This is a genomic window from Methylobacterium sp. 17Sr1-1, assembly GCF_003173775.1.
Classification (GTDB): Bacteria; Pseudomonadota; Alphaproteobacteria; order Rhizobiales; family Beijerinckiaceae; genus Methylobacterium.
On sequence record NZ_CP029552.1, the window covers coordinates 4,430,601 to 4,448,614 of the forward strand.

An 18,014-nucleotide genomic window follows, 5' to 3' on the forward strand; every position below is an offset into this window, starting at 1 on the left:
GCTCTCTTGACGCCCCTGCCTTGTGCGGAGGTTGCGGGCCCTTTGTGCGCCGGCGCACCCGCCGGCGGCGGAGCCGGTTGACGTCTTTGATGATGCTTATCATCAATACAGACATGACGGCGATCATGAAGCGCCGCCGGCCCGGAGAATCCCCCATGAGCGACCAGACACGCCACCAGACCCGCACCCGGAAGCCCGCCGCCCTCGTCACCGGCGCCTCGTCGGGCATCGGCGCCACCTATGCCGACCGCCTCGCCCGGCGCGGCCATCCCCTGGTGCTGGTGGCCCGCGACGCCGCCCGCCTCGACGCGCTGGCCGCGCGCCTGCGGGCCGAGACCGGCGTCGCCGTCGACGTGCTGCCGGCCGACCTCACCGATCCGGCCAGGCTCGCGGCGGTCGAGGCGCGGCTGCGCGACGATGCCGGGATCGGCCTGCTCGTGAACAATGCCGGCGCGGCGGCCCCGGCGGGGTTCACGGCCGACGACCTCGCGCCGCAATACCGCCTCGTCGACCTCAACGTGGTGGCGCTCACCCGGCTCGCCGGCGCCGCCGTGCAGGGGTTCCTGGCCCGCGGCGGCGGCGCCATCGTCAACATCAGCTCGGTGGTGGCGCTCGCGCCCGAGTGGCTGCCCGGCGTCTACGGGGCGACCAAGGCCTACGTGCTGACCCTGTCGCAGGGGCTCCAGTCCGAGCTCGGACCGCGGGGGATCTACGTCCAGGCGGTTCTGCCGGCCGCGACCCGCACCGAGATCTGGGAGCGCTCCGGCAGAGCGGTGGAGAGCCTGCAGGGCGTGATGGAGGTCGGCGAGATGGTCGACGCCGCCCTCACAGGGTTCGACCGGCGCGAGGCGGTGACGATTCCGTCCCTGCCGGATGACGGCCAATGGGAGGCGTTCGAGGCGGCGCGCCGGGCGATGGCGCCGAATTTTTCGCAGGAGCACGCGGCGGCGCGCTACCGAGTGTGAGCAGACCAGGCCGGGCCGGCGAGGTCGTGGTTGGCGTTGGGGAAGATTTCTCCTTGCGCTCCGGACCGCTCGCACGTCCGGCTCACCCATGAAGCCGGATGACGCGCGTCAACGCGGTGCCGCAAAGACAAGCGGATACGATCCACCGACGATCGTCGCACCATCGTGACCTTCGGCGGGCCGCGCTTCACGCGGCCTTAACGTGCGATCGACAGGGTCTCTCCGGTCGAGCCCGACCTGCCGAGCCCTTACGCACCCGCCATGCTCTCGCGACGCCCGCCTGCCTTGCGCTCCATCGGAGGCAAGCTCACCGCCGCCCTGCTCGCCTGCTCGCTGACGGCGACCGCGCTCCTCGGATGGACCGCCTACCGGCAGCAGCAGCAGGCCGCCGACGCCGCGATCACCACGGCGCTGGACCAGCGCTACCGGGCGGTGACGGACGCGATGGCCGAGCAGGGCCGGCGTGCGCTCGCGGTCTCGACGAGCCTCGCCCACGATCCCGCCCTCGGGGAGGCGATGCAGCGAGGCGACCGGGCGGCGATCCTCTCGCGCTCCCCGGCCCTCGGGGCGCGGCTGGCCGAGGACCTCAACCTGCGGCTCGTCACCTTCTTCCGGCCGGACGGCACCGCGCTCGCGCGGCTGCACGCGCCGGACACCCACGGCGATTCGGTGCTCGCCCGCCGCGCCACCGTGCGGGCGGCCTTGCAGACCGGCCTGCCCGCGACCGGCATCGAGCCGGGGCGGGACACGATCGCGATCTTCGCCACGGTGCCGGTGATCCGCAACGGCGCGACGGTCGGCATCGCCGATGTCGGCAGCCCGCTCGGCGCCGGCTTCCTCGCCGACCTGAAGCAGCGGCTCGGCGTGGATCTGGCGTTCCACCTCGTCAAGGACGGGGCGCCGACGACGCTCGCGGCGACCTTCCCCGACAAGACCCTGCTCGACCCCGCCGCCCATGTCGCGGCGACGGCGCGGCCGATCGCCTGGCGCGAGATCCGGCTCGCCGAGCGCGCGACCGCCGTGGTGGCCGGGCCGCTCGTCAACGCCGCCGGCCAGGCGATCGGCACGATCGAGGTGGCGCTCGACGTCTCGGGCGAGGTCGCCGCCCGGCACCGGGCCGTCCTGATGCTCCTCGGCGTGCTCGCCGTCGCGGCACTCGCGGCGCTCGCCGTCGCCTGGGCGCTCGCCCGGCATATCGGCCGCCCGCTCGCCGCCCTCGACCGCACCATGCAGGCCCTCGCCGAGGGCCGCCTCGACGTCGCCGTGCCGGCGACGGAGCGGGGCGACGAGGTCGGCACCATGGCCCGCTCGGTCCGGCTGTTCCGCGACCGCCTCGCCGAGGCCGAGACCTTGCGGGCCGCGGAAGCGACCGGCCAGGCGCAGCGCGAGCGCCGGGCCGGCACGGTGGACGACCTGGTGCGGAGCTTCGACCGGGCGGTCGGCGAGGTCGTCGGCATGGTCTCGTCGGCGGCGACCGAGATGCAGGCGACCGCCGCCCAGCTCTCCGCCACCGCGGGCGACGCCGCCCGGCGCTCGGCGGCGGTGGCCGAGGCCGCCGGCGACGCGGCCCGCAACGTCGGGATGGTGTCGGACGCGGCCGGCACCCTCGGCGCCTCGGTGAGCGAGATCGACCGGCAGGCCGCGGCCTCCGCCGAGCGCTCGAAGGCTGCGGTCGCCGAGGCCGCGCAGGCCGGCACGATCGTGGCGGATCTGGCCGGCGCGGCGAACCGGATCGGCGACGTGCTCGCCCTCATCTCCGGCATCGCCCAGCAGACCAACCTGCTGGCGCTGAACGCCACGATCGAGGCGGCGCGGGCCGGGGCGGCGGGCCGGGGCTTCGCCGTCGTGGCGGCCGAGGTGAAGGAACTGGCCGGCCAGACCGCGAAGGCGACGGCCGAGATCGGCGAGCAGATCGCCTGGATCCAGTCCTCGACCGGCCGGGCGGTCACGGCGATCGCCGGGATCACCGGGACGATCCACGCCGTGAGCGACACCGCCGAGGCCATCGCCGGCACCGTGCGCGAGCAGGGCAGCGCGACCCGGGAGATCGTCGCCTCCGTGGCGCAGGCCTCGACCCGCACCGGCGACGTCACGGCGACGGTCGCCGGCCTGTCGCAGGCCGCCCAGGAGACCGGCCACGCCGCCACCCAGGTGCTCGCCACCTCCTCCGAACTCGCCGGCCAGGCCGAGCGCCTGCGCAGCCAGGTGCAGGGCTTCCTGGAGGCGGTGCGGGCGGCGTGAGGGCGGACCGCCTCAGCGCTTCGTCCATCGACAGCCGTGACACCCTCGACGTCATCCCGGGGCCGCGACAGCGGAACCCGGGACGACACTGAAAGGCATTGGCCCGGGCACCGGATCGATCGGCGCCGCCCGTCGAACCCTCAGAACCGCTCCACCCAGGGCCGCAGCTCGACCTCGAACGACCAGGCGTCGCGGGGCTGGCGCAGCACGTCGAGATAGGCCCGCGCCACGCCCTCCGGCGTGAGGGTGCTGTCGGGCTTGTCCGCCGGGTCGGGCCGGCGGGCGCTGCGCACCGCGCCGTCGACGACGAAATGGGCGACGTGGATGCCTTTCGGGCCGAGCTCGCGCGCCGCGCTCTGGGCGAGGCCGCGCAGGGCGAACTTGCCCATCGCGAAGGCGGCCGAGAGCGGAAAGCCCTTCACCCCGGCGGTGGCGCCGGTGAACAGGATCGCCCCGTGGCCCTGCGGCTCCATGCGCCGCGCCGCCTCGCGGGCGACCAGGAAGGCGCCGAAGGCGGTGACCTCCACCGCCCGCCGCACCGCCTCCGGATCGAGGGCGGCGAGCGGTCCGGGCACGCGGGCGCTGGCGTTGTAGATCACCACGTCGGGCGCGCCGAGGCGGGCCTCGACCGCGGCGAACAGCGCGGCCACGGCCCCCGGGTCGGCGGCGTCGGCCGCGAAGGTCGCCGCCCCGGTCTCGGCCGCGAGATCGGCGAGCTTGCCCGCGTCGCGGGCCGCGAGGCCGACCTGCAGCCCTTCCGCGGCGAGGAGGCGGGCGAGGGCGGCGCTGATGCCGGCCCCGGCGCCGACGATGAGGGCGGTGCGGTAGGGCAGGCTCACGGGCGCGCCTCCGGTCGGGCGGGCAGGTCTTCCCGCACAGGCAAGTCGAAGACCAGGCAGGTGGTGCTGGCGGTGGCGCAGAGACGGCCGGCCTCGTCGGTGAGGCTCGCCTCGGCCACGGCCTGGCGGCGCCCGGCATGGACCACCCGGCCGGTCGCGGTGACGCGGCCGGAGCCTTCGGTGACCGCCCGCAGGTAGTTCACCTTGATCTCCAGCGTCGTGTAGCCGCGCCCGGCCGGCAGGGTGCTGTGGACGGCGCAGCCCATCACGCTGTCGAGCAGCGTCGCCAGCGCCCCGCCATGGACGCTGCCGATCGGGTTGTAGAGGTACTCGCCCGCCGGCATCCGCATCGTCACCCGGCCCGGCTCGGCCTCGTCCAGCGTGATGCCCATCAGGGCGACGATCGGCGGCGGCGGCACCGTGCCGGCGATCAGGGCCCGCAGGAAATCGAGCCCGGCCAGCCCCTGCCCGGCCCGGGCCAGCGCCCGCGGATCGGCCCAGGTGACCGTACGCTCCCTTGCCGGGTGCTCTCTTGCCGGGTGCTCTCTTGCCGGGGCCTCCCGCGGCGGCTCGGGCAACGACGTGGCGGCCATGCTCCCTCCTTTTCGTCTTCTTACATGACGTCGATCATGATATTACAGTGATGATCGTGGTCCTCAATGATGTCAACGGGAGCGGATCGTCGGATGCGGGTGACGCGCGAGCAGTTCCAGGAGAACCGGCGCCGGATCCTCGAAGCGGCCGGGCGTCTCTTCCGCGAGAAGGGGTTCTCCGCCGTGACGGTGGCCGAGGTGATGGAGGCCGCCGGGCTGACCCATGGCGGCTTCTACGGCCATTTCGCCTCGAAGGAGGATCTCGCCGCCCAGGCGCTGGGTCAGGCGCTGGCGCCGGCACCGCGGGAGCCCGGGACGGCGCCGGATGAAAAGTCGCGGGACGAGAAATCGGGGGACTTGGCGGCCTTCGTCGCCTCCTACCTGTCGGCGGCCCATCGCGACCGGCCGGGCACCGGCTGCGCCCTCGCGGCGTTGGGGAGCGAGGCGGCGCGCCAGCCGGCGCCCGTGCGGCGCGCCTTCACCGAGGGGCTGGAGGCGCGGCTCGCCCGGATGCAGGAGGCCCTGCCGGAGGGCGACCGGGCGGCGGCGCTCGCGGCGATCTCCGGCCTCGTCGGCGCCCTGGTGCTCGCCCGGGCGGTGGACGATCCGGCTCTCTCCGACGAGATCCTGGCGGCGGCGCGGGGCGCGCTCGGCGATCCGTGGCGGGGGTGATCCGCGTACGGGGCCCCTGAGTCGGGCCGGCAGGTTTTTGGTAACCCTCGCGTGACCATGCTGGGGGGCGTCCTTGCCCGAGGCCGGTGATGGTGTTGCGTGTTGCGTTTCCGTACCTGCCTTCGGCGGCGGCCCTCGCCTGGGTGCTCGGCACCGGCTTGGCCGCCGCGGTCGAGCCCGCGCCCCCGGTGCCGCCCGCTTCGGTGCCCGGCCCCCAGGCTCCCCTGAACCCGGCGTCGCAGAATCCATCGTCGTCCGCGCAGGCCGCCCCCGTCCCCCCCGCACCGGTCGAGCCCGCGCGGCGCGAGGTGACGACTGCGCCAGAGCCCGTGCCGGGCGGCGCGACGCCGCTGCCGGTCGGTCCGATCAAGCCCGGCGCCGCCCCGAGGATCGGCGAGGCCAGGCCGGCCGAGGCCAAGCCCGCGGAAGCGAAGCCCGCTCCCAAAAAAATCTCGCGCGAGCTGCCGCCGCTGGTGGTGGCGCGGATGTCGCAGGACACCACCCCGACCCTGACCCCCGCGACCTTCCTCGACACCCTGCGGGCGGCCGAGCGCTACCAGGGCCTGGTCGAAGCCGGGGGCTGGCCGGCCCTGCCGTCCGATCTCGCGGTGAAGCCCGGCGAGCGCAACCCGGCGATCCCGGGCTTGCGCCGCCACCTCGTGCTGACCGAGGACCTCGCCCCCGGCGGCCCGGAGGGCGACACCCTCGATCCCGGCCTCGTCGCGGCGCTCAAGCGCTACCAGGCCCGGCACAACCTGCCCGAGACGGGACTCCTCGGCCGCCAGACCGTGGCCGCCCTCAACGTGCCGGCGAGCGTGCGCCAGCGCCAGCTCGCGGCCTCGGCCAACCGGCTGATCGGGTCGAGCTTCCCGTTCGGCGAGCGCTACGTCGTGGTCAACATCCCGTCGGCCGCCGTCGAGGCGGTGGATCACGGCAGCGTGGCGCGCCGCTACGTCGCGGTGGTGGGCAAGCCGGAACGCGCCTCGCCGTCGGTCGAGACGAAGATCACCAACATCAACTTCAACCCGACCTGGACCGTGCCGGTGTCCCTCATCAAGAAGGACATCATCCCGCACATGCGCAAGGATCCGGGCTACCTCGCCAAGATGCATATCCGCATGCTCGACGGCCAGGGGCAGGAGGTGCAGCCGACCGCCGTCGACTGGTCGACCGAGCGGGCGGTGAACTACACCCTGCGCCAGGATCCGGGCTTCGACAACTCGCTCGGCCAGGTGCGGATCGACATGCCGAACCGGCACGCGGTCTACATGCACGACACGCCGTCGAAGTCGCTGTTCACCCGCGACGTGCGCTTCCACTCCTCGGGCTGCGTGCGCGTCGCCGACGTGAAGGCGCTGGTCGGCTGGCTCCTCGACGGGACGCCGGGCCCGAACGGCCCCGGCTCGGCCTGGGGCCCGATGGAGATCGAGACCGGCATCGCCACCGGCGAGCGCCGCGACATCAAGCTGGCGAAGCCGATTCCCGTGACCTTCGTCTATCTGACCGGCTACGCCACCCCGGACGGAAGGGTGCATTTTCGCGACGACGTCTACGGCCTCGACACCGGCAAACCGGCCGACGTCGCGGTGACCGGGGCGCTCGCCAAGCCGGATACCGCCAAGCCGGGGCCGGCGAAGCCCGCCGCCCGACCGGTCCCGGCGGGAACCGCGGCCGAGCCCAAGCCGGCCGCCAAGCCCGCCGCCATCAAGTCCGAGGCCGCCAAGCCGGCCGCCGTCAAGGCACCCTCGGCCGAGAGGACGGCCCCCAAGGCCGAGCCGAAGCCCGCCGCGAAGGCATCCGCGCCCGAGAAGCCCGTCTCTCCCAGGCCCGCGCCCGCCACCGAGCGCCGGAGCACCGTCCCGCCGACCTGACCCGGCGCCTCCTGGGATACGTCCGCGGCGAAACCCTCCACGCCGTCAGACTTTGCGAGCGGACGGCGCTCGCATCGCGGACGAACCGGTCCGTCGGCGGCAGAGAACCCTGGCCGAGCCCACGAGACAGGCCCGAGAACAACCCCGAAGTTCGACGAACCGCCCCGGCCTGGAAGGGGCTCCGAGCCAACCGCCTCTCCGATGCCTGCAGCCGATCGCCCTTGCCTCGCGCAGCATCGGCGCCGTCGCGATTCGCCCGAAGGGACCGAGCCAGGCGCTTCTCTCCGCGCTGCGCGACGTTCATCCCGTCTCCAAAGGACAGCCGCAGGCCGGTCCCGCCGGCCGAGACCGTCATCGCGGCTCTCGCTTGAGGAGTTCGTCCCCGCGCGTGTTCGCATTCGCCGTCGTCCTCCGGGCAATCGTTGCCATCGCGGCGATTCGGAACGTGCCGCTACCGTCATTTCAGCCGTAGATCCCGGCACGACGACGCGGCAGACCTGACTCCTTCACCGCTCATTAGAAGTTTTCGGTCTCAAATTAGTTGTACCAGGCTGGGGTATCGCCGTCGGAGCGGTGCCCGGGCGTGATCGATACTTCATCTGGTGGAGCCTGCGCGTGAGGCGCCGCGCCCTCCGCCGGGGCTCAGCGGCGGTACGGATTTCGTGCAGAACCCTGTTTTCGGAGGCCGCGCGAGGCGCGCCGGCCGGCTGCTCCACCTCTTCGCGCAGGATCGCCGCGGCACCGTCCTGGTCGCCTTCGCGATCGCCCTGCCGGTCCTCATGGCGTCGGTGGGCGCCGGCGTCGAGTACAGCCGGCTGCTTTACCGCAAGGCCCAGTTGCAGAGCGCCGCCGATGCCGGGGTGCTCGCCGGCGCCAACATGCTCAAGCTCGCCAATGCCGACGACGCCTCGGTGGCGAGCGTCACCCGGCAGACGATTCAGGCGCAGGCGCGCACGCCGGCCGACCGGACCAGCAGCATCACGGCCGAGATCGGCGACAGGCGCAGCGCCGTGTCGACGATGATCGAGGAGACGGTGCCCTCGCTCATGGGCAAGCTGCTCAGCCTGCCCTCCACCACCCTGATCGTCAGCGCGAAGGCCCAGCTCGTCGGCTCGGCCCGCCTGTGCCTGCTCGCCCTCGACCCCTCGATCAAGGGGGCCTTCAATATGGAGAAGAATGCGAAGGTCACGGCCGACGGTTGCTCGCTCTACTCGAACTCCACGAGCCCGAGCGGCCTTCTGGGCAAGGACAGCGCGACCGCCCGAGCGACGTCGATCTGCTCGGCAGGCGGCTTCGACGGGTCCAAGGCCCTGTTCACCCCGGCGCCGATCACCGACTGCACGCCGATCGGCGATCCACTCAAGAACCATCCGCTGCCGACGCCGGATGCGAGCTGCGTGAGCTTGGGTTCATGGGTCAACCCGCTCGGGAAGACGCCATCTGGCCCCAGCAACATCGTGACGGGGATCGTCACCCTCGATCCCGGCACCTATTGCGGCGGCCTGCGCATCACCGAGACCGCCATCGTCAGGCTTCGTCCCGGCACCTACGTGATGAAGGACGGCCCGCTGATCGTCGACAAGAAGGCGACGATGTCGGGCGAGGGCGTCGGGTTCTTCTTCACCGGCGACAAGGGCGGGCTCCTGTTCGACAAGGACACGACGATCGGCCTCACCGCGCCGACGAGCGGCCTCATGGCGGGCTTGCTGATGGCGGAGCAGCGGACCGTCGTCGATCCCGTCCCGGTGCCGATCGAGGCCTGGGTCACGCCCCCGCCCCCCTTCCGCCGGGCCCGGCGCCGCCGATGCGGCAGTACCGCATCATCAGCAACAACGCCCGCACGATGCTCGGCACCATCTACCTGCCGGCGGGCCGGCTGATCGTCGACAGCAGCCAGCCGGTCGCCGACCTTTCGGCCTACACGGTGATCGTCGCCCGGCAGATCAACCTCTACGAGGGGCCGAACCTGACTCTCAACGCGAATTACGGCGCGACGTCGGTGCCGGTCCCCGACGGGGTAGGGCCGAAATCGGGCACGGCGGCGCTGCGGAGCTGAGCGCCGTCAGGAAATCCCCAAACCCCGCACCAGTGCGATGCTGACGAGGAGCAGGACGCCCAAGGAGGCGATGACCGCGAGGGTCACCCGCCCGCCGACCCGGGCCACCACCCGCACGTCGACCCCGAGCCCGAGGGCCGCCATGGCGATCACCGTCAGGATGCCGGCGGTGCGGGTGAGCGGCGCGAGCGCCGCGTCGGGCACGAGGCCCAGCGACCGGGCGGTGGCGAGCACGAGGAAGCCGAGGATGAACCACGGCACCAGCTTGAAGAAGCCGAGCTTCTTCCGCGCGCCGGCCGGGGTGCCGGGCTCGTCGCGCAGGCGCGGGGCCAGCAGCGACAGGCCGAGCACCACGGGCCCGAGCATCAGCACCCGCACGAGCTTGACCAGCGTGCCGACCTGGGTGCTGACGAGGCTCACCGGCACGGTGGCGGCGAGCACCTGCGGCACCGCGTAGACGGTGAGGCCGGCGAGGACGCCGTACTCGGTCGGGTTGGTGCCGAGGAGCGGGATGAGGAGCGGCAGACCGAGCACCACCAGCACGCCGAGGATCGCCGTGAACGCGATCGAGGAGGCGACGTCGTCGCCGCTCGCGCCGATCACCGGGGCCACCGCCGCGATGGCCGAGTTGCCGCAGATGGCGTTGCCGCAGGCGATCAGGATCGACATCCGGGCCGGCAGCCCGAGCAGGCGGCCGATGGCGTAGCTGGCGATCAGCGCGATCACCACGGTGGCGACGATGCCGGTGAGCAGGGCCGGCCCCGAGGCGACGAGGGCGGCGAGGCTGATCGAGGCGCCAAGCAGCATCACGGCGACCTCGAGCAGCTGCTTGGCGCTGAAGGCGATGCCGATGCGCCAGCGCGGCCCCGGCTCCCAGACCGAGCGGATCGCGATGCCGGCGAGGATCGCGATCACCAGAGCCTCGACGTAGGGGTGGTGGACGAGGTGCTCCTCCGCCGCCTGGACCAAGCTCGCCGCCGCCGTGACGGCGACGCAGAGGGTGAGGCCGGGCAGGACCGCGAGCGCGGTCCGCCCCATCGCGTCAGGCCGCATCGCCGGGCATGCTCGTGTGGGCGGACCGTGCAGGGGTGAGGGACGCGCCGCGGGCGGGTCCGGCGCTCGGACGCGGGGACCTCACGGGCGGAAGCTCGTGCCGATGCCGGCCCGCGCCGGCTGGCCGAGCCAGAGCAGCGCCAGCCCGAGGACCAGGGCGATCGGGGCCGCCGGCGAGAGGGTGAAGGGGAGGCCGAGGAGCTTCCACAGCGTCGGCTGCCCGCCTTCGGCCATCGCCTGGAGGCTCGCGGCCCGGTCCTTCATGAGCGCCGCGGCAACGTCGCTGACCGAGGTGACGAGCACCGCGTTGTTGGCGATCGAGCGGGCGCCGTCATAGACGATCCCGACGAAACCGGCGGCAAGAAGCAGAAGGCCGAGGCAGCGGCACAGGAAACGGATCATCCAGGGCTCCGGACCGCGCACCTCACGCGGGGCGCGCGGGACCTTGAGTAGAGAGACGGTCTTGCGGGCGCAAGCTTGAGCGCGGCACCGTGGCGGGTTGATCCGGGCGCGCCCCGCGTGCCACGGCGCGTTGCGACCGACAGCGAGGGGAGCGGCATGAACGGCAGGACGGGTGGACGGCCGGAACTGGTGATCTTCGATTGCGACGGGGTCCTGGTGGACAGCGAGCCGATCAGCCTGGTGCGCCTGACCGAAGCCTTGCGGCGCATCGGCGTGCCGATCGACCTCGACACGGTGGCCCGCCGCTTCACCGGCACCAGCATGACCTCGATCATGGCGCATGTCGCGACGGATTACGGCGTGGCAGCGCCCGAGGGCTTCGTCGACGCGGTACGGGCCGACACCCTGCGGGCCTTCGACGCCGAGCTTGAGGCGATCAGGGGCGCCGGCGCGGTGCTGGGGGCGATGCAGGACCGGCGTTGCGTCGCCTCGAGCAGCGATCCGCAGCGCCTGCGCCACGCGCTCTCGCTCACCGGCCTCCTCGAGCACTTCGACGGCCACGTGTTCAGCGCCACCATGGTGGCGCGGGGCAAGCCGTTCCCGGACCTCTTCCTCTACGCCGCCGCCCAGATGGGGGTGGCGCCGGAAGCCTGCGTGGTGATCGAGGACAGCGTGCCGGGCGTCACCGCGGCGCGGGCCGCCGGCATGCCGGTGCTGGGCTTCTGCGGCGGCGGCCACTGGTCGCACGACCGGGCCGGAGCGGATCTTTTGGCCGCAGGGGCCCTTCGGGTTTTCGACGAATTCACCGATCTGCCCCATCTTCTGGAGACCTGGGACGCGTCGTCCCGTTAACGGACGGGGAGCCCTGGCACCGGATTCGCATTGACCTCCCGCACGCGCCCGGCACATTCGGGACCGTCGCCAAGGCCGCGAGACCGTCCCAGCATCCCGTCGCCGCACAGCCAACCGGAGCCCGCCGTGAGACCAGCCCGCATCGTCGCCTTCTCGGGCAACGTCCGCCGCCCCTCCCGGACCCGCGCGCTGGTGGAGGCCGTGGCGGCCGAGCTCGGCCGCCGCCGCCCGATCGACCTGAAGGTCTTCGACCTCGCCGAGGTCGGCACCGGGCTCGGCGCCACCACGCGGCAGGCCCTGCCCCTGCCGATCGCCCACATGATCGAGGCGATCGAGGGCGCCGACGCGGTGATCGTCGGTTCGCCGGTGCATAACGGCTCCTATTCGGGCCTGTTCAAGCACGTGATCGACTTCCTGGAGCCGGCGGCTTTGGCCGGCAAGCCGGTGGCGCTCACCGCGACCGGCGGCGGCCCGCGCCACGCCCTGATGGTCGAGCACCAGTTGCGCCCGCTCTTCGGCTTCTTCACCGCCCACGTCGCGCCGACCGCGGTCTATGCCGGCGAGGCGGAGATCGAGAACGGGGTCGTCACCGACGAGCGCGTCGCCGAGCGGGTCGCCGCGGCGGCGTCCGAACTCGCCCATCTCCTCGACGTGGCGGAGGCCGCCCGCCGCGCCGGGGCCGGACGGGCGGTGGCGGGGCTCTGAAGGCGCCGATCGCCTGGACCGGCGAGAGCCCTTGATCGGCCCTGATCCGACTTCAGGGCGCGGGCGCCGCCACACGCCATCCTGATGGCGCTCAGCGCCGTCGTGTCATCGATACGGGCCAGACGCACGAGGGTGCTGCCTCTACGGCCCCGACTGCCCGGGGCAGGCTCGAAGAGGTTCGGCTCTGCTTCGACGAGAACGGCCTGCCGCTCGGAACTGAGCCTCAACATGCCCCACTCGTCGTCAGGACAACCGAGGGATGCGACGACCTTTTTCCTGATACGAAAATCGGCATGCCCCTGGTGCGAGCCTTCCACGACGTCGGGCTGGCCAAGCAAGATGGCCCGAGATGCATCCGGCTTCATTGCGCCCTCGCGACCTCGTCGCTCCACCCGCGCATTCCGCCGACGCCGACTCCTCGAACGTTCGCAAACCGCCCTCAGCAGCCCTTCTCACGGTCATACTGACTGGATTTGACCTGGCCCCCTCCCCGTCCGGGTCAGGCCTTCTGGAGCTTGCGATAAACCCTCCCATAGGCCGCGTAGCTCGCGACGGTGCGGGCCATCATGGCGCGGCGGTTCGCGTCGAGGCGCGACAGGGGCCGGGCCGGGCGCCCGCCCCAGAGCCAGCCCGAGTCCAGCACCTGGCCCGGATCGGTGGCGCTGCCGGCGGCGAGCAGCACGTCCCCCTCCACCACCGTGCCGGGGGCGAGGCGCGCGCCCATGCCGATGAGGCAGCCCGGGCCGATGCGCCCGTCGCCGGCGGTGACGTTGTGGCCGAGCGTGGTGTCGCGCTCGATCACCAGGCCGCCGGCCTGGGTGTGGATCGCGCAGTTGTCCTGCACGTTCACGTTGGCTCCGATCACGATCGGGCTCAGCGGCGCCTCGAGGAGGCAGGAGAAGAACACGCTCGCCCCCGGCGAAAGGGCGACCCGGCCGCGGAGCCGGGCGGTGCGGGCGACGAACACCGCCGGATCGGGCGCGAAGTCGTCGCCCGGCGCGGCGGCCGGCTCGCTGGCGGCGGCCTCGCGCAGGCGCTCGGCCCGCTCGGCGAGCTCGCCCGGCGCGAGGGGGCGCAGGGGCCGGGCCGGGCTGCCGGCGCAGACGAAGCCCGCCGGCAGGGTGGTGCGCGGGAATACCGTGCTGCCGGCCTCCAGCAGCACCCCGTCCTCGATCAGGGACCCGTCGAGGACCACGCAGCCATCCTCGATCACGCCCTCGTCGCCCACCGTGCAGGCATGAACCACCGCGTCGCGGCCGACCGTGACCCGGTCGCCGACGATGCACGGATACATCTCGGCCGCGATGTGCAGGGTCGAGCGGGCGCCGAGCCAGAACCGGTCGCCGACGATCACGTCGTGCCCGTCGGCGCGGATCACCGATTCGTCGCCGAGCCAAGCCTGCGCCCCGAGGCTCGCCCGCCCGATCACCGCGCTGCCGCGGCCGCACCAGACCGGCCGGGCAGCGAAGGTGGGCTCCGTGTCGTCGAAGGGGAGGAGGAGGTCAGGGATCACGGGTCGTCCTCCGTCCGGCCGGCCGGGCGGCCGGTCCTTCGCCCCACATCTACGCCGTTCCGCGCCCGCCGCCAGCCCCGGGTCCCGTCGCCGCCGGTTCATGCTAGAGAATGGCCCTGCCCATCGCCGGAACCGCCATGACCCCTCGCCTCTCGATCCAGCCCGAGCCTTTCGACGTCGCGGCGGAGATCGCCGCCCTCACGGCGGAGCTCGGCGGGCGGGCGGGCGCCATCGTGAGCTTCACCGGCCTGTGCCGCGACGAGGACGGGCAACTCTCCGCCCTCGAGCTCGAACATTATCCCGGCATGGCCGAGGCCGAGATCGGCCGGGTGCTCGCCGAGGCGGCGTCGCGCTGGCCGCTGCAAGGGGCCGTCGCGATCCACCGCCACGGCCTGATCCGCCCGGGCGAGGGCATCGTCCTGGTGCTCGCGGCCTCCGCCCACCGCACGGCCGCCTTCGAGGCCGCGAGCTTCCTGATGGACTACCTCAAGACCCGCGCGCCGTTCTGGAAGCGCGAGCACCGCGCCGACGGTACATTGGGCGGCTGGGTCGAGGCGACGGAGCACGATGCGGCGGCGGCGGCGCGGTGGTGAGGGTGTGAAACGGGGATTACCAAGAATTCGAGCGATCGGATCGACGAATCGCTGACCGGCCTGATGCAGGATCACGGTCATGTTCCACGATCACAGACACCCCGACCCCAGAGAGCCCGACTCCTTGGCGTTCGACCCGCTGAGCGCGCGCAGCCTCGCGGTGGCCTGCGCCCTCGTCGGACTCGTCACGCTCCTCCTCTCCGAGCGCCCGACGCCCGGGGGGGTGCTCCTCGCCTGGGCCGGTCTCGCCGGCTGGGCGCTGCTGCGCGTCGTCGGCCGGCGTCGCGCGCCGCAGCCCCTGCGCCGGACGATCCGCCCGCCGCCCGAGCCGATCATCGAAATCGTCGAGGTGAAGGATTGGACGCCCCGGCGCGAGGCCCCGGTGCTGGCCCTGCCGAAGCCCTTCACGGCCGTCTCGCCGGAGGGCGCGGAGGCCTGGAAGACCTCGGCGCATCCCGCCGTGCTCGCCGGCGTGCGGCGGCGGCGCGAGCAGGGCTGAGCGGGATTTTGCGGTCGCCGAACGGCCGCGCGCGGCTATCTGTCCTGCACGGCGGCCGCGAGCGCCGCCGGCGGAGAGATCATCGGACATGGCCGTTTTCCCATCTCAGGACGCCGCTCACCGAGAGGCCCCCCGCACGGCATGGGCGAACACCCGCTCCCTCGTGCTCGCGGGCATCGGGGTGGTGTCGTTCACCGCGGTCCTGCTGCTGGCCTGGCACGCGGCCGACACGCTGCTCCTGATCTTCGCCGGCATCCTGTGCGCGGTCTTCCTCGACGGGCTCACCCATTACCTCGGCCGCGTCATCCCGCTCGGGCACGGGGCGCGGCTCGCGACCGTGAGCGTGCTGCTGGCGCTGCTCGTGCTCGGCATGGTCGGGCTCGGCGGCGCCACCGTGGCGGGGCAGGCGCAGCGCTTAGGGGAGACGCTGCAGAAGCAATCCGGCACCGTGAAATCCTGGCTCGACGCCCGCGGGATCGACACCCGCTTCCTCGATTTCGGCAAGCTGAAGGAGGCCGCGGCGCAGCGCGATCCGAACTCGGCGGAGGACGGGCGCCAGAAGGGCCCCAGCGGCCTGCCGAGCCCCGGCACGCTCCTGTCCGGCGCGAGCAGCGTGCTCGGCCAGGCCTCGACGGTGGCGCTGGCGGTGTTCGGCGCCATCGGCAACGTGTTCATCGTCGTGGTGCTCGGTCTGTTCGTGGCGGCCGATCCGCGAACCTACCGCGACGGGCTGCTGCGCTTCGTGCCCTCGCGCCAGCGCACCCACGCGGCCTCCGTCGCCGACGACATCGGCATCACCCTGCGCCACTGGCTGTTCGGCCAGCTCGTCGTGATGGCGGCGATCTTCGTCTGCGTCTGGCTCGGCTTGAGCCTCGTCGGCATCGACGGGGCCCTGGTCCTCGGGCTCCAGGCCGGCCTGCTCTGCTTCATCCCGACCATCGGGGCCCTGGTCGCCGGCATCATCATCGTGCTGGCCTCCCTCGCCTCGGGGCTGCAGGGGGTGATCGCGGGCCTGTGCGTCTACCTGCTGGTGCAGACCCTGGAGAGCTACGTGCTGACGCCGTTCGTGCAGAAGCAGGCGCTCGACATCCCGCCCGCGACCCTGTTCGCCGGCCAGATCCTGCTCGGGGTGCTGTTCGGGCTCTGGGGCGTCGCCCTGGCGCTGCCCCTGATGGCGGTCTGCAAGGTGCTGCTCGACCGGCTCTACATCGAGGACACGCTGGGGGAGGATGCGGGCTGACGGCGCCCTCCCCACCGGGCTGGGTCAGGCGCTCTGCGGCTTCGTCACCTTGGCCTCGATCGCGTCCCAGACCGCGACCGCGAGGTCGGGGCCGCCGAGGCGCTTGATCGCCCGGATGCCGGTCGGCGAGGTGACGTTGATCTCGGTCAGGTTGCCGTCGATCACGTCGATGCCGACCAGGATCAGGCCGCGGCGGCGCAGTTCCGGGCCGATCGCCGCGCAGATCTCGCGCTCGCGCGGGGTCAGCGCCGTCGCGCCGCCGGTGCCGCCCCGCACCATGTTGGAGCGGATGTCGTTGGCCGCCGGCACCCGGTTGACGGCGCCGAGCGGCTCGCCGTCGACCAGGATGATGCGCTTGTCGCCCTCGGTGATCCGCGGCAGGAAGCGCTGCACCACCCAGGGCTCGCGGAAGGTGACCGAGAACAGGTCGAACATCGAGCCGAAATTCGGGTCGTCGGGCAGCACCCGCAGCACCGCCGCGCCGCCGTGCCCGTGCAGCGGCTTCATCACCACGGCGCCGTGCTCGGCCCGGAACTCCTCGATCTCGCGCTTGTCGCGGGTGATCAGGGTCGGGGGCATCAGCTCCGGATAGGCGGTGACGAACAGCTTCTCGGGGGCGTTGCGCACCTCGAACGGGTTGTTCACCACCAGCGTGTGCGGGTGGATCCGCTCCAGCATGTGCGTCGCCGTGATGTAGGCGAGGTCGAAGGGCGGGTCCTGGCGCATCAGCACCACGTCGACGGTCGCCAGGTCGACGCGCTCCTGGGCGCCGAGATGAGCGTGGTCGCCCTCGACGTCCTGCACCCGCAGGGGCTCGGCCCGGGCGGTGACGCGCCCGTCGCGCATCGAGAGCCGGTCGGGGGTGTAGTGCAGGAGCGTGTGGCCGCGGGCCTGCGCTTCCAGCAGCAGCGAGAAGGTGGTGTCGCCGGCGATGCGGATCGCCTGGATCGGGTCCATCTGGACCGCGACGGTAAGGGCCATGTCGGGATGATCTCCGGTCGCCCGGGTTATCGGGCGGCCCGCGCCCGATGGCAACGGTCGTGAACGAAGGGAGGCCCCGCGCGAGAACCGCGGCGGGGCCCCAAGTCAGGGAGGAAACGCCCATGAGCGTCCGCAGGAAGCTAGCAAGCCCCGTGCCAGCGCTGGCTGCGCGGCGGCTCGGGCGGTCCTGAGGTCGACCCGGCGCTCGGCCGGCGAGGTGAGCGTCGTTCAGGCCCCGCCTTGCCGATCCCCGCCCGCCGGATCCTCACTCTGGGGATCCTGGCCCGGCCAGTCGACGATGCGGTCCGGCAGTTCCTCGGTCTCGAACTCCTCCTCGGTGCCGCTGACCCGGCCGCGGACCGAGATGCCGGCCTCGTGCACGGTGCGCCGGGTGCCGGAGACCAGGGGATGCCACCAGGGCAGGTCGTGCCCGTCCCGCACCAGGCGGTAGCCGCAGGTCGGCGGCAGCCACGGCAGGGTGCGCACCGCCTCGGGCGTCAGCCGCACGCAATCGGGCACCCTGCGCTGGCGCCGGGCGTAGTCGCGGCAGCGGCAGGTGCCGGCATCGAGCAGCGTGCAGCCGATATCGGTGTAGTGGATCTCGCCCGAATCCTCGTCCTCGAGCTTGAGCAGGCAGCAGCGGCCGCAGCCGTCGCACAGGCTCTCCCACTCCTCCGGGGACATCGCCTCCAGGCTCTTCTCGCGCCAGAACGGGGTCGCGGCCTTCAGCGAGGCGGGCGGGCGCGGGGGCTTGCTGCGGGCTTCGGCCACGGTGATCCAAGGCTCTCGAGGCGCCGGCGCGACGGCGCGGGTGGGGATTTCGGGGATGGAAGCCCCCTCCTCTGCCGCGCCCGGGGCCCGCGGGCAAGCACGGCCGGACCGGCTTACGCAATCCTGCGACGTCGTGTCGGCGCAGAAGCGCCCCATATAGGCCTTGGA

18 protein-coding genes are annotated in these 18,014 nt (G+C 72.9%); 11 read left to right on the forward strand and 7 right to left on the reverse strand.

Annotated features, from left to right (window positions below; all coding sequences use genetic code 11):
- Positions 1 to 155 precede the first annotated feature (155 nt).
- Both DK412_RS20010 and DK412_RS20015 read left to right on the forward strand, forming a co-directional pair.
- The gene (locus DK412_RS20010) at positions 156 to 965 is read left to right on the forward strand and encodes an SDR family NAD(P)-dependent oxidoreductase (protein WP_109973378.1); all 810 of its coding nucleotides are present in this window, start codon (positions 156 to 158) and stop codon (positions 963 to 965) included.
- Between the two features lie 285 nt (positions 966 to 1,250).
- Positions 1,251 to 3,206 (forward strand): methyl-accepting chemotaxis protein, encoded by a 1,956-nt coding sequence (locus tag DK412_RS20015; protein WP_245447119.1) that lies wholly within the window; start codon positions 1,251 to 1,253, stop codon positions 3,204 to 3,206.
- A gap of 140 nt (positions 3,207 to 3,346) precedes the next feature.
- Here the strand turns inward: DK412_RS20015 and DK412_RS20020 are convergent, their stop codons facing one another.
- Both DK412_RS20020 and DK412_RS20025 read right to left on the reverse strand, forming a co-directional pair.
- Positions 3,347 to 4,045, reverse strand: a complete 699-nt coding sequence (locus tag DK412_RS20020; protein ID WP_109973380.1) for an SDR family NAD(P)-dependent oxidoreductase — start codon at positions 4,043 to 4,045, stop codon at positions 3,347 to 3,349.
- A complete protein-coding gene (locus DK412_RS20025; protein WP_109973381.1) occupies positions 4,042 to 4,638 on the reverse strand; it encodes a PaaI family thioesterase in 597 nt (198 codons plus the stop codon). Before DK412_RS20025 ends, DK412_RS20020 begins: the two co-directional genes overlap by 4 nt.
- A gap of 93 nt (positions 4,639 to 4,731) precedes the next feature.
- On the opposite strand from DK412_RS20025, the gene DK412_RS20030 reads away from it, so the two are divergent.
- The 4 genes from DK412_RS20030 (at position 4,732) to DK412_RS31110 (ending at position 9,237) form a co-directional block, all read left to right on the forward strand.
- On the forward strand, positions 4,732 to 5,310 hold the full coding sequence (locus DK412_RS20030) for a TetR family transcriptional regulator (RefSeq protein ID WP_109973382.1): 579 nt from the start codon (positions 4,732 to 4,734) through the stop codon (positions 5,308 to 5,310).
- 89 nt (positions 5,311 to 5,399) lie between these two features.
- Complete coding sequence (locus DK412_RS20035) at positions 5,400 to 7,181, forward strand: L,D-transpeptidase family protein (RefSeq protein WP_109973383.1); 1,782 nt, start codon at positions 5,400 to 5,402, stop codon at positions 7,179 to 7,181.
- A 662-nt stretch (positions 7,182 to 7,843) separates the two neighbouring features.
- A complete protein-coding gene (locus DK412_RS20040) occupies positions 7,844 to 9,061 on the forward strand; it encodes a TadE/TadG family type IV pilus assembly protein (RefSeq protein ID WP_245447120.1) in 1,218 nt (405 codons plus the stop codon).
- Positions 9,025 to 9,237, forward strand: a complete 213-nt coding sequence (locus tag DK412_RS31110) for a hypothetical protein (protein ID WP_245447122.1) — start codon at positions 9,025 to 9,027, stop codon at positions 9,235 to 9,237. Before DK412_RS20040 ends, DK412_RS31110 begins: the two co-directional genes overlap by 37 nt.
- Positions 9,238 to 9,243: 6 nt before the next feature.
- Here DK412_RS31110 and DK412_RS20045 read toward each other — a convergent pair whose 3' ends face one another.
- Together DK412_RS20045 and DK412_RS20050 are read right to left on the reverse strand one after the other, a co-directional pair.
- A complete protein-coding gene (locus DK412_RS20045) occupies positions 9,244 to 10,290 on the reverse strand; it encodes a putative sulfate exporter family transporter (RefSeq protein WP_109973384.1) in 1,047 nt (348 codons plus the stop codon).
- A gap of 81 nt (positions 10,291 to 10,371) precedes the next feature.
- On the reverse strand, positions 10,372 to 10,692 hold the full coding sequence (locus DK412_RS20050) for a PetM family of cytochrome b6f complex subunit 7 (RefSeq protein WP_109973385.1): 321 nt from the start codon (positions 10,690 to 10,692) through the stop codon (positions 10,372 to 10,374).
- Positions 10,693 to 10,848: 156 nt separating this feature from the next.
- Between DK412_RS20050 and DK412_RS20055 the strand changes: the two genes are divergently transcribed.
- Together DK412_RS20055 and msuE are read left to right on the forward strand one after the other, a co-directional pair.
- Entirely contained in the window at positions 10,849 to 11,544 is a 696-nt protein-coding gene (locus DK412_RS20055; protein WP_109973386.1) for an HAD family hydrolase, read from the forward strand.
- Between the two features lie 126 nt (positions 11,545 to 11,670).
- A complete protein-coding gene (gene msuE, locus DK412_RS20060; protein WP_109973387.1) occupies positions 11,671 to 12,249 on the forward strand; it encodes an FMN reductase in 579 nt (192 codons plus the stop codon).
- A gap of 499 nt (positions 12,250 to 12,748) precedes the next feature.
- On the opposite strand, the gene DK412_RS20070 is transcribed toward msuE, so the two are convergent.
- Positions 12,749 to 13,762: a gamma carbonic anhydrase family protein gene (locus DK412_RS20070; protein WP_109973388.1), complete on the reverse strand. Its 1,014-nt coding sequence runs from the start codon at positions 13,760 to 13,762 to the stop codon at positions 12,749 to 12,751.
- A gap of 137 nt (positions 13,763 to 13,899) precedes the next feature.
- Between DK412_RS20070 and DK412_RS20075 the strand changes: the two genes are divergently transcribed.
- The 3 genes from DK412_RS20075 to DK412_RS20085 all read left to right on the forward strand — a co-directional run bounded on the left by DK412_RS20075 (position 13,900) and on the right by DK412_RS20085 (position 16,094).
- Entirely contained in the window at positions 13,900 to 14,355 is a 456-nt protein-coding gene (locus tag DK412_RS20075) for a molybdenum cofactor biosynthesis protein MoaE (RefSeq protein WP_093569856.1), read from the forward strand.
- 124 nt (positions 14,356 to 14,479) lie between these two features.
- The gene (locus DK412_RS20080; RefSeq protein ID WP_109973389.1) at positions 14,480 to 14,854 is read left to right on the forward strand and encodes a hypothetical protein; all 375 of its coding nucleotides are present in this window, start codon (positions 14,480 to 14,482) and stop codon (positions 14,852 to 14,854) included.
- A gap of 163 nt (positions 14,855 to 15,017) precedes the next feature.
- Positions 15,018 to 16,094 (forward strand): AI-2E family transporter, encoded by a 1,077-nt coding sequence (locus tag DK412_RS20085; RefSeq protein ID WP_245447124.1) that lies wholly within the window; start codon positions 15,018 to 15,020, stop codon positions 16,092 to 16,094.
- Between the two features lie 24 nt (positions 16,095 to 16,118).
- Here the strand turns inward: DK412_RS20085 and gshB are convergent, their stop codons facing one another.
- Positions 16,119 to 17,075, reverse strand: a complete 957-nt coding sequence (gene gshB / locus DK412_RS20090; RefSeq protein WP_109973391.1) for a glutathione synthase — start codon at positions 17,073 to 17,075, stop codon at positions 16,119 to 16,121.
- 228 nt (positions 17,076 to 17,303) lie between these two features.
- Positions 17,304 to 17,846, reverse strand: coding sequence for a YcgN family cysteine cluster protein (locus DK412_RS20095; RefSeq protein WP_280953955.1), 543 nt, complete (start codon positions 17,844 to 17,846; stop codon positions 17,304 to 17,306).
- Positions 17,847 to 18,014: the final 168 nt, after the last annotated feature.

Excerpts from the sequence above, each read along its gene's own strand:
- DK412_RS20075 (WP_093569856.1), top strand. The coding sequence starts at position 13,900 with ATGACCCCTCGCCTCTCGATCCAGCCCGAGCCTTTCGACGTCGCGGCG.
- DK412_RS20045 (WP_109973384.1), bottom strand. The coding sequence starts at position 10,290 with ATGCGGCCTGACGCGATGGGGCGGACCGCGCTCGCGGTCCTGCCCGGC.
- gshB (WP_109973391.1), bottom strand. The coding sequence starts at position 17,075 with ATGGCCCTTACCGTCGCGGTCCAGATGGACCCGATCCAGGCGATCCGC.
- DK412_RS20030 (WP_109973382.1), top strand. The coding sequence starts at position 4,732 with ATGCGGGTGACGCGCGAGCAGTTCCAGGAGAACCGGCGCCGGATCCTC.
- DK412_RS20010 (WP_109973378.1), top strand. The coding sequence starts at position 156 with ATGAGCGACCAGACACGCCACCAGACCCGCACCCGGAAGCCCGCCGCC.
- DK412_RS20055 (WP_109973386.1), top strand. The coding sequence starts at position 10,849 with ATGAACGGCAGGACGGGTGGACGGCCGGAACTGGTGATCTTCGATTGC.
- DK412_RS20035 (WP_109973383.1), top strand. The coding sequence starts at position 5,400 with ATGGTGTTGCGTGTTGCGTTTCCGTACCTGCCTTCGGCGGCGGCCCTC.
- DK412_RS31110 (WP_245447122.1), top strand. The coding sequence starts at position 9,025 with ATGCTCGGCACCATCTACCTGCCGGCGGGCCGGCTGATCGTCGACAGC.
- DK412_RS20050 (WP_109973385.1), bottom strand. The coding sequence starts at position 10,692 with ATGATCCGTTTCCTGTGCCGCTGCCTCGGCCTTCTGCTTCTTGCCGCC.
- DK412_RS20025 (WP_109973381.1), bottom strand. The coding sequence starts at position 4,638 with ATGGCCGCCACGTCGTTGCCCGAGCCGCCGCGGGAGGCCCCGGCAAGA.